Genomic DNA, 12,934 nt, shown 5'->3' with positions numbered 1-12,934 from the left:
TAATTATGGAAAATAGTGAGTATCTTGAAATGTTTATCGAAGAAAGTAAAGAACATATCCAATCATTGAATAATCAAATATTGGTGCTGGAAAACGAACCAGAAAATATGGCAACAATTGGGGGGGAAATATTCCGTTCGGCCCATACTCTAAAAGGTATGTCTGCAACTATGGGCTTTAAAGATTTAGCTAATTTGACCCATAAAATGGAGAATGTACTTGATGCAGTAAGAAATGATCAGTTGAAAATCAACTCAGACATTATTGATGTCATATTTCAAGCGGTAGATCAGCTAGAAGGTATGGTTTTAGACATAGCTGATGGTGGAAATGGTTTTTCTGATGTGGGAGATCTTGTTAAAGCCTTACAAGCAATTGAAGACAAGGAAGAACCTATTAAATCAAACAAACAATCTGCAACAGCTACATCCCAAAACCTGAATTCAACTAATTCAAATGCTATACATTTCGGTCAATTAGATCAATTTGAACTAGCAGTTTTAGATCAATCTGATGAGAATGGCTTTAATAATTTAGAAGTGAAAGTCAAATTGAATCAAAACTGTTTATTAAAAGCTGCTCGTGTGTACATGGTATTTGAAGTATTGGAACAAATCGGTGAGGTGATAAAAGCTGATCCAAGTGTACAAGAGCTAGAGGAAGAAAACTTCGAGTTAGAATTTCATGTGTTGTTGGTAACGAAGGATACTCCAGAGGAAGTAAAACAGAAAATATTAAAAGTATCAGAAATTGAAGAGGTTACTGCCTCCGTATTTGAACAAAAAATCGAGCAAAAAGATTTAGATTCTCAAGCAGAAAATAACAATGAGCAAGCAGATAACAATCAACAGACAAAACAAGGTGAAAATAAGAGTAAGACAACGAAAGCCGTCGGTGGGAAAACAATTCGTGTAAACATTGACCGTTTAGATGGATTAATGAATTTATTTGAAGAATTGGTAATTGATAGAGGTCGATTAGAACAAATTTCAGGTAATTTAAAAAATGCTGAACTTCAAGAAACAGTAGAAAGAATGTCGAGGATATCTGGGGGGGATTTACAAAACATTATTCTAAATATGCGTATGGTGCCGGTAGAACAAGTTTTTAATCGTTTTCCTAGAATGGTACGCCAATTATCAAAAGATCTCAACAAAAAAATCAACCTTGAAATTGTGGGAGCTGAAACGGAGTTAGACCGTACAGTTATAGACGAAATTGGAGATCCATTAGTACACTTGATTCGTAATGCATTAGATCATGGGGTAGAGACACCAGAAATACGTAAAACAAACGGAAAAGATGAAGTAGGCCGTTTATTATTAAAGGCATATCATAGTGGTAACCATGTGTTTATTGAAATATCTGATGATGGTGCAGGGATTAATCGTGAAAAAGTTATTAGTAAAGCGATTTCTAATCGTGTCATTAGCGAAGAGGAAGCAACACAATTGACAGATAAAAAAGTGAATCAGTTAATCATGTCCAGTGGTTTCTCTACTGCTGATAAAATCAGTGATATATCTGGTCGTGGAGTTGGCCTTGATGTAGTGAAAAACACGATTGAATCTTTGGGAGGAACGATTACCATTGAATCAAAAGAAGGCAAAGGATCTTTATTCTCTATTCAGCTACCACTGACATTATCAATTATTTCTGTTCTATTAGTAGAAGTAGAAAAAGAGAAATATGCAGTGCCTTTATCTTCTATAATCGAAACGGCTATTATAAATAAGTCAGAAATATTGAATGCACATAATAAGAAAGTCATTGATTTTAGAGGGAAAGTTGTTCCGCTGATAGATTTGAAACAAGTTTTTGAAGTTCCTTCCGATCAACAAAATGATGAATTTTACTCGATCGTTATTATCCGTAAAGGTGATAAAATGGCGGGACTAGTGGTAGATTCATTTATTGGTCAACAGGAAATAGTATTGAAGTCACTTGGAGATTACTTAGGAAATGTATTTGCGATATCTGGTGCTACCATTTTAGGAGATGGGCAAGTTGCCTTAATAGTTGATACGAATACACTAATTAACTAGGAGGATTAATATGGAGGAAGTAATGAGTAATCATAAGTCAATTATAATTGAATTGAATAAAGAAGAATACGCCATACCAGTTGAGGTTGTCGGTGCAATAGAGCGGATGCAGCATATTACTCGTGTTCCACAGACGGCGTCATTTGTCAATGGGGGGGTTCTTAATCTTCGTGGTGTTATAACGCCTATTATTGATTTAAGATCACGTTTTAATATGCCAAGAATTGATCCAACAGACAGTACAAGAATTATTATTATTAATTTGGAGAAATATGATGTTGGTTTTATTGTGGATGCCGCTTATGATGTGTTAGATATTCCAGAAGAATCAATTGAACCCGCACCAGAAGTGATTGGAACGGTCGATGTTGATTATATTGCAGGTGTAGCAAAGGTTGGTAAACGATTAATCATGCTTTTGCAATTGGATAGAGTACTTTCTCAGGAATCTATCACAGCAAAAGGAATAGAAGGTTAAGCGATGGTCAGCATGGAAAATTTATCTCAACAACATTTAGATATATTGAAAGAAATAGGTAATATCGGGGGGGCAGGAAATGCTGCAACAGCTTTATCAAGATTGTTAAACAAAAAAATAGATATGTTGATTCCTGCTATTAAAATTGTTGATTTTAATGATCTAATGGAGTACGTTGGCGGGCCCGATCAAGTAATTGTTAGTGTGTTTTTACGGATACAAGGTGAAGCCCCCCCTGGCAGTATGTTCTTTGTTTTAACACCTGAGGAAGCCCACTCATTAGTAGAACAATTAATTGGCACTTCTGCTGAAAATTTAGAAGATAACGAACTTGCTATTTCGGCGATATCAGAAATAGGTAATATTTTATCAGGCTCTTATTTATCAGCCTTGTCTGATTTCACATCGATTAATTTACAACCAACCGTGCCAAATTTAACGATTGATATGGCAGCAGCTATCTTAATGCAGGGACTTGTTGAAATCTCTCAGGAAAGTGACTATGCAATCATCATAGATACTATGATAGAGGAGAATGATCAAACTAAGGAGACAGTGAAAGGTCATTTCTTTTTATTACCGGATCCCAATTCTTTTGATAAAATTTTTAGAGCGCTAGGGGGGGTCGAAGATTAATGATGCTGACAGCAACTGTTGTAAAAGTTGGAATTGCTGATCTAAAAGTAACCAAAGCACCATTTACGTTAAAAACATCCGGTTTGGGTTCATGTGTCGGTGTTGTAATTTTCGATCATAATAAAGTTGCAGGACTTGCACACGTAATGTTGCCAGATTCAACTGCATCAAATAAAAATCTAATTAATCGGATGAAATATGCGGATACCGCGATAGACATGTTAGTAGAGCAGCTAGTTATGGAAGGTGCTTATAAAAGCAAGTTAAAAGCTAAAATAGCAGGCGGAGCGCATATGTTTTCATTTCAATCCGATAATAATTTACTAAAAATTGGTGATAGGAATGTAGAAGCTGTTAAAGCAAAACTAGCAGAATATCGAATTCCGCTTATTGCAGAAGATGTACGTGGTAATAAAGGGAGAACAATTGAATTTAATATTGAGACAGGAATGTTGGAAATAAGGACAGTAAATAGTGGCGTCTGTCAAATATAGATAAAAAAACTCGGACTGAGGTGATTCGATGGTCAAAGATACAACGTTAGAAGATTATTTGTGGAAGAATTGGTTTAGCAACAAAAGTGAGGACAACACTAACGCATTAATTGAAAACTATATGTATCTTGTTCAATACCATGTCCAGCGGATTACTATTAATCTTCCAAAAAGTGTACATAAAGATGATATAAGAAGTTTAGGATTAATTGGACTATACGATGCAATATTAAAATTTGATCCAAGTCGGGATTTAAAATTTGATACATACGCTTCTTTTCGAATTAAAGGAGCTATTATCGATGGATTACGGAAAGAAGATTGGTTACCTAGAACTACAAGAGATAAAGTAAAAAGAATTGATCATGCCATTGAAGAATTACAACAGTCAATGCAGCGCGAAATATTATCAGAAGACATTGCTACACACTTGGGTTTAACTGCTCAAGAAGTTGAAGAGACGTTGAAAGATAGTTTTTTTGCTAATCTTTTATCTATGGAGGAAAAGAATAAAAGCAGTTCAGAAGATGTAAAAGAAGGCATAGGTCAATTTATACCAGATGATCGTGAACCCTTACCTGAGGAAAATGTTGTGCAGAAAGAAAGCTATCAGGTATTAGCGAAATGCATAAAGAAACTAAATGAAAACGAACAATTGGTAGTCAGTCTGTTTTATGAAAAAGATCTTACGTTTACGGAAATCGGAAAAATATTAAGCTTAACCACATCTAGAATCTCACAAATTCATAAGCAAGCTATTATTAAGGTTCGTCAGTCATACCAAAAATATAATAGTATAGGTGGGGGGGCATAGTCATGAGTGCGTTAGAAGAGATAAAAGAAAAAATAGATCTTAAAATAGATGAAGATCAGTTAACAGCAACTTTATTTCTTGTCAACGAAGAACAAGCGGAAAATATCAGCATTGAAGAAATTAACTTATTAATAGAAGAATACAATCTCCTCTATGGAATTATCGATATGCATTCATCGGGCTGGCAGCAAAAATTAATAGATAATTATCAATTTGTGATTGCACAAGGAAAAAAACCAGAGAATGGCAAGCATGGCTCACTTATCGTTAAACAATCAACTGAAAATGAATTAAGTGAAGAAGAAAAAACTAATTTTAGAGATGTGACTAAAATACCCATGGTAGAAGCGAATGATCTTTTAGCTCAATTGATTCCCCCCCCAACTGACGGTGAGCCTGGAATAGATATTTTTAATCAGCCAATCAAACAAAAAAAAGGCAAACCGTTTAAATGCAGAGCCGGTAAAAATGTTACGTTTAACGAAAAGGACCAAACCTATATTGCAAGCACTAATGGGCAATTATCTATTGGCGATCATATCCTCAATGTTTTTCCATTATATGAAATACCTGGTGATCTATCACTAAAAACAGGGAATATTGATTTTAATGGCTCAGTAACTATACGAGGAAATATTCCCACAGGATTTAAAGTAATTGCTAAAGGCGATGTTATCGTTTATGGTATTGTAGAGGCTTCTTATATAGATGCAGGAGGCAACATCTTTATCAGTGAAGGTGTAGCTGGTATGGACAAAGCAATCATTAAAGCGGGGACAAAATATTGAATCTTATTATATTAATCAGGCTCAATTATCAGCAGGAAATGATATTAAAGTAAAGAAATCGATTATGCATTCCACATGTGTGGCACAAGGTGATATACGATGTAACAATGGAAATATTATTGGTGGAAGCAGTTCTGCAGGAAGAGTTATTGAAGTAAAAGAACTTGGAAATAAGGCAAATTCGAAAACCGAATTAGCTTTTGGAGTAAGTAAAAAAGTCGTTGATCGTGTAAGCGCTCTAAAAAAGAAACAAAAAGAAGTTAAAGAAAGCAGACAGAAGTTACGGATACTAGGTGATCAGCTTCAGCAAAAGAAAGATGCAGTTGGAGTACTGATGGCAACCGAACGTATCATGTTACTAAAACAACGCAATATGTTTGAAAAGATGAGTCAACAATTATCGTTAATAAATGAAGAACTGTCAGAGCTGCAATTTGAAATTGGCAACATGCAGGAGATGAAGCTGATTGTTAAAGGTAAAGCACACGAAAATGTAGTATTGATTTTTGGTAAATACAAGCGTATTCTGCAACAAGAGCATAAATATTTTCAAGCTTATTTGGAAGATAAAGAAGTAACGATTCAATCTCTTTAATTATGCTGTTATAATAATTAAGACTTACTATGAAGAACTGCTATTGACTATAGGAGGTTATCCATATGAGTTGGAAAGCAGTAGAACTGCAAATCGCTATACCGAGAACGCAAGATGCTGGTAAAATTCAAGAGCAAATGCAACAACAAGGCAGGATTGATCAAAATCAGTTAGCGGAGTCATTAGTAAAAGAAGAGCTTAACAAAAGAAAAAAAGTTTTAGAACAAGAAGCAAGCGAACAGCTAAAAAACGATCAAAAAAATAAAGAAGTAAACAATCATGATTCACATAATGTAAAACAAGAAACAAAACAACAAGAACACCATCATAAACATCCATATTTAGGTAATAAAGTGGATTTAAGTAGATAAGAAGGTTGACTATGCTATATATATTATTATTTATTAGTTTTATGATTCATGTCATTACATTTATCATAATTCGACAACTGAAAAATAGACAAGACGAATTAACTACAGTTGAAGATAACGTTAATCAGCAAGTGAGAAATGTTGAGGATACTCTTGCAATTTACCTGGTGGAATTAAAAGAAGAGAATGATCGTTTCATGCAACAATTTGAAAGAATAGATTCAACCGAAGCAAATAATGAGGAGACCGATAATCACAAAAAAGAATATACAAAATCTGTGAGCCCTCCACTTCAGCAACCACAACAAGAGCCAGAATATCAGCCTATTTCAACAATAGGTATGGAAAAGGATACAGTCGAAAATTCGACAACGGCAACAATTCTTCATTTGCATGATAAGGGTTATACCATTGATGAAATAGCCAAAAAGTTGGATAAAGGTAAAACAGAGGTTGAGTTATTGTTAAAATTTCAACAAAAAAAGTGAATTATTTCTTGATTGCGCATTTTTAATATGGTATATTAATCTTTGGTGTTAAATACACACGTTTGTGGAGGATATAAGTGGTGCTAATTATATAGTCCTTGTATCATATGAAACAAATGGAGGAGAAAAAAACCAAAATATAGGAGGAAATTAGTCATGGCAGTTATTTCAATGAAACAACTACTTGAAGCTGGTGTTCATTTTGGACATCAAACACGCCGTTGGAATCCAAAAATGAAGAAATACATCTTCACGGAACGAAACGGTATTTACATTATCGATTTACAGAAAACAGTTAAAAAAGTGGAAGAAGCGTATAACTTTGTGAAAGAGATCGCTGAAAATGATGGAACAGTTTTATTTGTAGGAACAAAAAAACAAGCACAAGAATCAGTGAAAGACGAAGCGATTCGCTCTGGAATGTATTTTGTGAATCAGCGTTGGTTAGGTGGAACTTTAACAAACTTTGGTACGATTCGTAAACGTATTAATCGTTTGAAAGATATTGAAAAAATGGAAGAAGACGGAACTTTTGAAGTATTACCAAAAAAAGAAGTAGTCGGTCTTCTTAAAGAAAAAGATCGCTTATTGAAATTTTTAGGCGGTATTAAAGATATGAATCGAGTACCAGATGCTTTATTCATTATTGATCCAAGAAAAGAACGTATCGCTGTTGCTGAAGCACATAAGTTAAATATTCCGATCGTAGGTATTGTCGATACTAACTGTGATCCAGATGAAATAGATTATGTGATTCCAGCTAATGATGATGCAATTCGTGCTGTGAAACTTCTTACTGGAAAAATGGCTGATGCTATTTTAGAAGTAAAACAAGGGGAAGTAACAGAAGAAGCTGCTGAGCAAGAGCAAGTAGAAGCTGCAGAAGAAGCAAAAGTTGAATCTGTAGAAGAATAATTAAAGGTGTTGGTGATAAGAGGGAGACCTTTTATCGCCTTTTTTTCAGAAAGATCCGATATCTATTTAAGGAGGAATTGCTAATGGCAATTACAGCTAAATTAGTAAAAGAACTAAGAGAAAAAACTGGTGCTGGTATGATGGACTGTAAAAAAGCACTTCAAGAAACTGATGGTAACATTGATGAAGCAATTGATTATTTACGTGAAAAAGGTATCTCTAAAGCAGCGAAGAAAGCAGATCGTATTGCTGCAGAAGGTTCTGCTTATGCAGAAGTAAACGGTAATGATGCAGTACTTATTGAAGTTAACTGTGAAACAGACTTCGTTACAAAAAATGATCAATTTAAAAACTTATTACAAGAGCTTGCAAAACATATATTATCAGAAAAGCCAGCAACTGTTGAAGAAGCATTGCAACAACCTCTGAATGGTAATGGTGAATCATTAGAACAATATATTCATAGCATTATTGCTAAAATAGGAGAGAAATTATCTTTACGCCGTTTTTCACTATTTAGTAAAACAGATGCAGATGCATTTGGAGCATATATCCATATGGGTGGTAATATTGGTGTTGTAACTGTACTTGAAGGAACAACAAATGAGCAAATAGCCAAAGATATTGCTATGCATATCGCTGCAGTAAATCCAAAACATATATCCCGTGATGCAGTTTCAGCAGAAGATATTGAAAATGAACGTGAAGTACTTAAAACACAAGCATTAAACGAAGGTAAGCCAGAAAATATTGTTGAGAAAATGGTAGAAGGCCGCTTAAATAAATATTTTGAAGAAATATGTTTATTAGATCAAAGCTTTGTTAAAGATCCTGATCAAAAAGTAAAACAAATCGTTAAAAGCCATAATGCAACGATAAGCTCATTTGCTCGTTATGAAGTGGGAGAAGGAATTGAAAAGCGCGAAGATAACTTTGCAGAAGAAGTTATGAGTCAAGTAAATAAAAAATAAATGGAATTTAAAAGGGGCACTTGGTGTCCCTTTTCTTTGACAATCCATTCACAACAATGTTAATTTTAATTAAAATTATCGTTATCAATATCATTGGCATCTAAAGTGAATTTATTTTATAATATATACATATATGGAGGTAATTATGGCTACTGCTAACTACAGAAGAATTGTATTGAAATTGAGTGGAGAAGCATTGAGTGGTGAACAAGGTTTTGGCCTTGAACCATCAATCATCCAATCTGTTGCTAAACAAGTGAAAGATATTGTTGAATTAGGAGTAGAAGTCGCAGTTGTTGTTGGTGGTGGCAATATTTGGCGAGGTAAAGTAGGCAGTGAAATGGGTATGGATCGTGCGAATGCTGATTATATGGGCATGCTTGCAACCGTAATGAATTCCTTAGCTTTACAAGATAGTCTTGAAAATGTTGGAATTCCGACAAGAGTACAGACTTCCATCGAGATGCGGCAAGTTGCAGAACCATATATTCGCCGTAAAGCAATCCGCCATTTAGAAAAGAAACGAGTGGTTATATTCGGAGCAGGAACAGGAAATCCATATTTCTCAACAGATACCACAGCAGCACTTCGCGCAGCTGAAATAGAAGCAGACGTTATTCTGATGGCAAAAAATAATGTGGATGGTGTATACACAGCCGATCCTAAATTAGATAAAAACGCTAAAAAATATGAGCAATTATCTTATCTGGAAATATTGAATGAAGGATTAGGTGTGATGGACGCAACCGCATCCTCATTATGTATGGAAAATAATATTCCTTTGCTGGTTTTCTCCATCTCTGAAGAAGGAAATATTAAAAAAGCAGTGACTGGTGAAAAAATTGGTACTATTATAAGGGGGGGTAAACATAATGTCAGAAGCTTTAATTAAGGATACACAGGCAAAAATGAATCAAGCAGTAAAAGCTTATTCAAAAAGCTTAGCTACCGTAAGAGCGGGAAGAGCTAATCCAGCATTACTAGATAGTATACAAGTAGAATATTATGGTGCTTTAACACCGTTAAATCAATTAACATCTATTTCAGTTCCTGAAGCAAGATTATTAGTGATTACGCCGTTTGATAAGTCATCTGTTAAAGATATTGAAAAGGCAATTCAAAAAGCAGATTTAGGATTATCTCCTTCTAATGATGGCAATGTTATTCGTATCAGTATACCGCCATTAACTGAAGAACGCCGTAAAGATCTAGTGAAAATTGTTGGCAAATATGCCGAAGAGTCAAAAGTCCAAATTCGTAATATACGTCGTGATATAAATGTTCAATTGAAGAAGGACGAAAAAAATGGCGATCTAACAGAAGATGAATTAAGAGGGTTCCAAGAAGACGTGCAAAATGAAACAGATGCTAACATTAAAAAAATTGATGATTTAACTAAACAAAAAGAACAAGAAATCATGGAAGTCTAAGCAAAAAAGGCAGAATATTTTTTGAGTGTTAAAGCCCTCTTTTTAGAAGAGGGTTTTTGCACTTTAATCAGATAGATATAGAAAGACTTTCATTCAAATGAGAAGTCAGTTAAGCGAGTATCACTGTGATAAAATACGATGAACTGTTTTCGAATGGTGGAGGATAATTTATGCGTTTGTTTAAGCTTCCTTTTAAAAATAACAAAGAAGATATTTTAGGGGAAAGTGAAAGTCGATTAGTGAATATACCTAAGCATATTGCGATTATAATGGACGGAAATGGCCGTTGGGCAAAAAAAAGAGGTCTTCCTCGAGTGGCTGGTCATCGAGAAGGAATGGACAATGTTAAAAGAATCGTGAAAGCAGCCAATCATTTTAATATAGAAGTATTAACATTATATGCTTTTTCAACAGAAAACTGGAAAAGGCCCTCCAAAGAAGTAGAATATATTATGAAGTTACCCATAGATTTCCTGCAGCATTATTTGCCAGAGTTAGTTGAAGAAAATGTTAGGATCCAAACTATTGGTGAAATAGATAATTTACCTAAAAACACGAAATTAGCTATTATGAGGGCAAAGGAAGAAACAGTTAATAATTCAGGCCTTATTTTAAATATCGCAATTAATTATGGCAGTCGTTTTGAAATGATCCAGTCCGTGAAAGAAATTTGTCAGGATGTACAGAGTGGAAAGTATCAGATTGAGGACATCACAGAATCTACATTGGAGGAACGTTTGTATACGTCACACATTGATGATCCAGATTTATTAATTAGAACAAGTGGTGAACTGAGATTGAGCAATTTCATGCTTTGGCAGGCCGCCTATACAGAGTTATGGTTTACAGATACACTGTGGCCTGATTTCAGTTTTGAAGAATTTGAAAAAGCTATCAACGATTTTCAGAAAAGAAAACGTCGTTATGGTGGAATATAAGGTGTGAAAATATTATGAAAACACGAATAATTACTGCAATCATTGCAATATTGATATTCTTTCCGTTTATATTTTTAAGCGGTTTATCCTTTCAAATTATAATGTATATCATTGCTACTATAGGTTTCTTAGAATTGCTACAAATGCGCCATATGACAAAATACCCTATTCCAACTTTTTTAGGTGTGGTCTTTTTATGGTCTTTATTATTTCAAGATGAATATATCTTTTTTCGACCAGATTAGAGATACTCATGTTTTTTGTGCTACTATTGTTAAGTTACACTGTACTGGTGAAAAATAAATTTACGTTTGAAGATGCAGGTTTTTTAATTCTAGCCGCCATTTATGTAGGACTAGGCTTTTATTATTTTATTCAAACCAGAGAGGTAGAAAATGGACTAGTCTATATTTTTTATGCTATTCTAGTAATACTGTCGACAGATACAGGTGCATATTTCTTTGGGAGAACCTTTGGAAAACATAAGCTATGGCCTCAGATTAGTCCTAATAAAACGGTTGAAGGTGCTTTGGGAGGAATTGTTGTAGCATGTATAGTTGCTGTTATTTTCCAATACTTCTATAACGTACATGACTCTCTATTATTGGTGATAGTTGTTACTATTATTGCATCTATATTTGCACAAATTGGTGATTTGGTTGAGTCGGCCATCAAAAGACATTATAACGTAAAAGATTCAGGGAAATTACTACCTGGACATGGCGGTATTTTAGATCGTTTTGATAGCTGGTTATTTGTTTTTCCTTTGTTACATTTTATTCATTTTATATCATAAACTAATATTAAATGGAGCGTTTTAAATGAAAAATATAACATTACTCGGTGCGACAGGTTCTATAGGCCGGCAGACGTTAGATGTATTGCGAGAACATTCCAATCAATTTCGGTTATACGCAATCGCGTTTGGTCGTAACGTTGAAAAAGCACAAGAAATAATAAATGAATTTCATCCGCGGAAAGTTGTTGTTCAAGATGAAAAAATTAGACAAGCATTAGATATACATAATAGTCATACATCTGTTTTAGTAGGGAAGGAAGCATTAGAGGAGATAAGTGCCGATTCTGAAACAGACGTATTAGTAAATGCAGTAATGGGCAGCATTGGCTTAGAAGCTACATTAGCAGCAATAAAAACCAGAAAACAAATTGCGATTGCAAATAAAGAAACATTAGTTACAGCAGGACATTTAGTGATGGAAGCAGCTGCTAAGTATGGTGTAGATTTGCTACCAGTAGATAGTGAACACTCTGCTATTTTTCAAGCATTAAATGGTGAAGCGCATCATGATATAAACAGAATTATATTAACAGCATCTGGTGGAAGTTTTCGTGATAAAACCAGAGAGGAATTAAAATCTGTAACAGTTGCTGACGCTCTTAATCATCCAAATTGGAGTATGGGCGATAAGATAACAATAGATTCAGCGTCCATGATGAACAAGGGCTTAGAAGTAATTGAAGCGCATTGGTTATTTGATATACCTTATGATAAGATTGATGTCATTCAACATAAAGAAAGTATTATCCATTCAATGGTGGAATATGCTGATACAAGCGTCATTGCTCAATTAGGAACACCAGATATGCGAGTACCAATTCAATACGCTTTAACCTATCCTGACCGCTTATCTCTACCTATTTCAAAGAAGTTAGACTTAATTGAAATAAGCACATTACACTTTTCTAAAATGGACTTAAAAAGATTTCCATGTTTAGATTTTGCATATCAAGCTGGTAAACAGGGTGGTTCCATGCCAACCGTTTTAAATGCAGCTAATGAAGTGGCAGTTGATTTATTTTTAAGAGAAAAGATTACATTTCTAGAAATTGAAAAAGTAATCGAAAATGCTTTGATAAATCACACAATTATACCCAATCCTGATTTAGAAACGATTAACGGAATAGATCAGGAAATAAGAAGACAAATCCTTAAGAGTTATCGCTAAGTGG

The 12,934-nt window shown here is 34.4% G+C and carries 15 protein-coding genes and 1 pseudogene; all 16 read left to right on the top strand.

The window, feature by feature from the left end; all coding sequences use genetic code 11:
- Nucleotides 1–5 precede the first annotated feature (5 nt).
- Entirely contained in the window at nt 6–2,045 is a 2,040-nt protein-coding gene (locus JCM21714_RS02195) for a chemotaxis protein CheA (RefSeq protein WP_035721394.1), read from the top strand.
- Between the two features lie 10 nt (nt 2,046–2,055).
- A complete protein-coding gene (locus tag JCM21714_RS02190; protein WP_035721392.1) occupies nt 2,056–2,523 on the top strand; it encodes a chemotaxis protein CheW in 468 nt (155 codons plus the stop codon).
- A gap of 3 nt (nt 2,524–2,526) precedes the next feature.
- Nucleotides 2,527–3,159 carry a chemotaxis protein CheC gene (locus tag JCM21714_RS02185; RefSeq protein WP_035721388.1) on the top strand — a complete coding sequence of 211 codons (633 nt, stop codon included), beginning with the start codon at nt 2,527–2,529 and terminating at the stop codon, nt 3,157–3,159.
- On the top strand, nt 3,159–3,653 hold the full coding sequence (locus JCM21714_RS02180) for a chemotaxis protein CheD (protein ID WP_035721385.1): 495 nt from the start codon (nt 3,159–3,161) through the stop codon (nt 3,651–3,653). Before JCM21714_RS02185 ends, JCM21714_RS02180 begins: the two co-directional genes overlap by 1 nt.
- A 28-nt stretch (nt 3,654–3,681) precedes the next feature.
- Nucleotides 3,682–4,467 (top strand): FliA/WhiG family RNA polymerase sigma factor, encoded by a 786-nt coding sequence (locus tag JCM21714_RS02175; RefSeq protein ID WP_035721382.1) that lies wholly within the window; start codon nt 3,682–3,684, stop codon nt 4,465–4,467.
- 2 nt (nt 4,468–4,469) lie between these two features.
- On the top strand, nt 4,470–5,255 hold the full coding sequence (locus JCM21714_RS20765; protein WP_052000328.1) for a flagellar assembly protein A: 786 nt from the start codon (nt 4,470–4,472) through the stop codon (nt 5,253–5,255).
- On the top strand, nt 5,212–5,850 hold the full coding sequence (locus JCM21714_RS20760) for a FapA family protein (RefSeq protein WP_369403420.1): 639 nt from the start codon (nt 5,212–5,214) through the stop codon (nt 5,848–5,850). Before JCM21714_RS20765 ends, JCM21714_RS20760 begins: the two co-directional genes overlap by 44 nt.
- Nucleotides 5,851–5,915: 65 nt before the next feature.
- On the top strand, nt 5,916–6,221 hold the full coding sequence (locus tag JCM21714_RS02165; RefSeq protein WP_035721379.1) for a hypothetical protein: 306 nt from the start codon (nt 5,916–5,918) through the stop codon (nt 6,219–6,221).
- Nucleotides 6,222–6,232: 11 nt separating this feature from the next.
- Entirely contained in the window at nt 6,233–6,709 is a 477-nt protein-coding gene (locus tag JCM21714_RS02160; protein ID WP_035721376.1) for a DUF6115 domain-containing protein, read from the top strand.
- A 156-nt stretch (nt 6,710–6,865) separates the two neighbouring features.
- The gene (rpsB, locus tag JCM21714_RS02155) at nt 6,866–7,624 is read left to right on the top strand and encodes a 30S ribosomal protein S2 (RefSeq protein WP_035721373.1); all 759 of its coding nucleotides are present in this window, start codon (nt 6,866–6,868) and stop codon (nt 7,622–7,624) included.
- Nucleotides 7,625–7,707: 83 nt separating this feature from the next.
- The gene (gene tsf / locus JCM21714_RS02150; RefSeq protein WP_035721370.1) at nt 7,708–8,595 is read left to right on the top strand and encodes a translation elongation factor Ts; all 888 of its coding nucleotides are present in this window, start codon (nt 7,708–7,710) and stop codon (nt 8,593–8,595) included.
- Between the two features lie 145 nt (nt 8,596–8,740).
- The gene (gene pyrH, locus JCM21714_RS02145; protein WP_035721367.1) at nt 8,741–9,487 is read left to right on the top strand and encodes a UMP kinase; all 747 of its coding nucleotides are present in this window, start codon (nt 8,741–8,743) and stop codon (nt 9,485–9,487) included.
- Complete coding sequence (frr, locus tag JCM21714_RS02140; RefSeq protein WP_035721365.1) at nt 9,468–10,025, top strand: ribosome recycling factor; 558 nt, start codon at nt 9,468–9,470, stop codon at nt 10,023–10,025. The genes pyrH and frr overlap by 20 nt, the downstream gene beginning before the upstream one ends.
- A 170-nt stretch (nt 10,026–10,195) precedes the next feature.
- Entirely contained in the window at nt 10,196–10,963 is a 768-nt protein-coding gene (gene uppS / locus JCM21714_RS02135; RefSeq protein WP_035721363.1) for an undecaprenyl pyrophosphate synthase, read from the top strand.
- A 14-nt stretch (nt 10,964–10,977) separates the two neighbouring features.
- Nucleotides 10,978–11,759: pseudogene (locus tag JCM21714_RS02130) on the top strand (phosphatidate cytidylyltransferase).
- Nucleotides 11,760–11,784: 25 nt separating this feature from the next.
- Nucleotides 11,785–12,930 carry a 1-deoxy-D-xylulose-5-phosphate reductoisomerase gene (gene dxr, locus JCM21714_RS02125; protein ID WP_035721361.1) on the top strand — a complete coding sequence of 382 codons (1,146 nt, stop codon included), beginning with the start codon at nt 11,785–11,787 and terminating at the stop codon, nt 12,928–12,930.
- Nucleotides 12,931–12,934: the final 4 nt, after the last annotated feature.

The sequence above is a fragment of the Gracilibacillus boraciitolerans JCM 21714 genome (assembly GCF_000521485.1).
In the GTDB taxonomy this organism is placed as follows: Bacteria; Bacillota; Bacilli; order Bacillales; family Amphibacillaceae; genus Gracilibacillus; species Gracilibacillus boraciitolerans.
The sequence above is the reverse complement of the archived record's forward strand: the minus strand, read 5'-3'. Positions and strand labels throughout refer to the sequence as shown.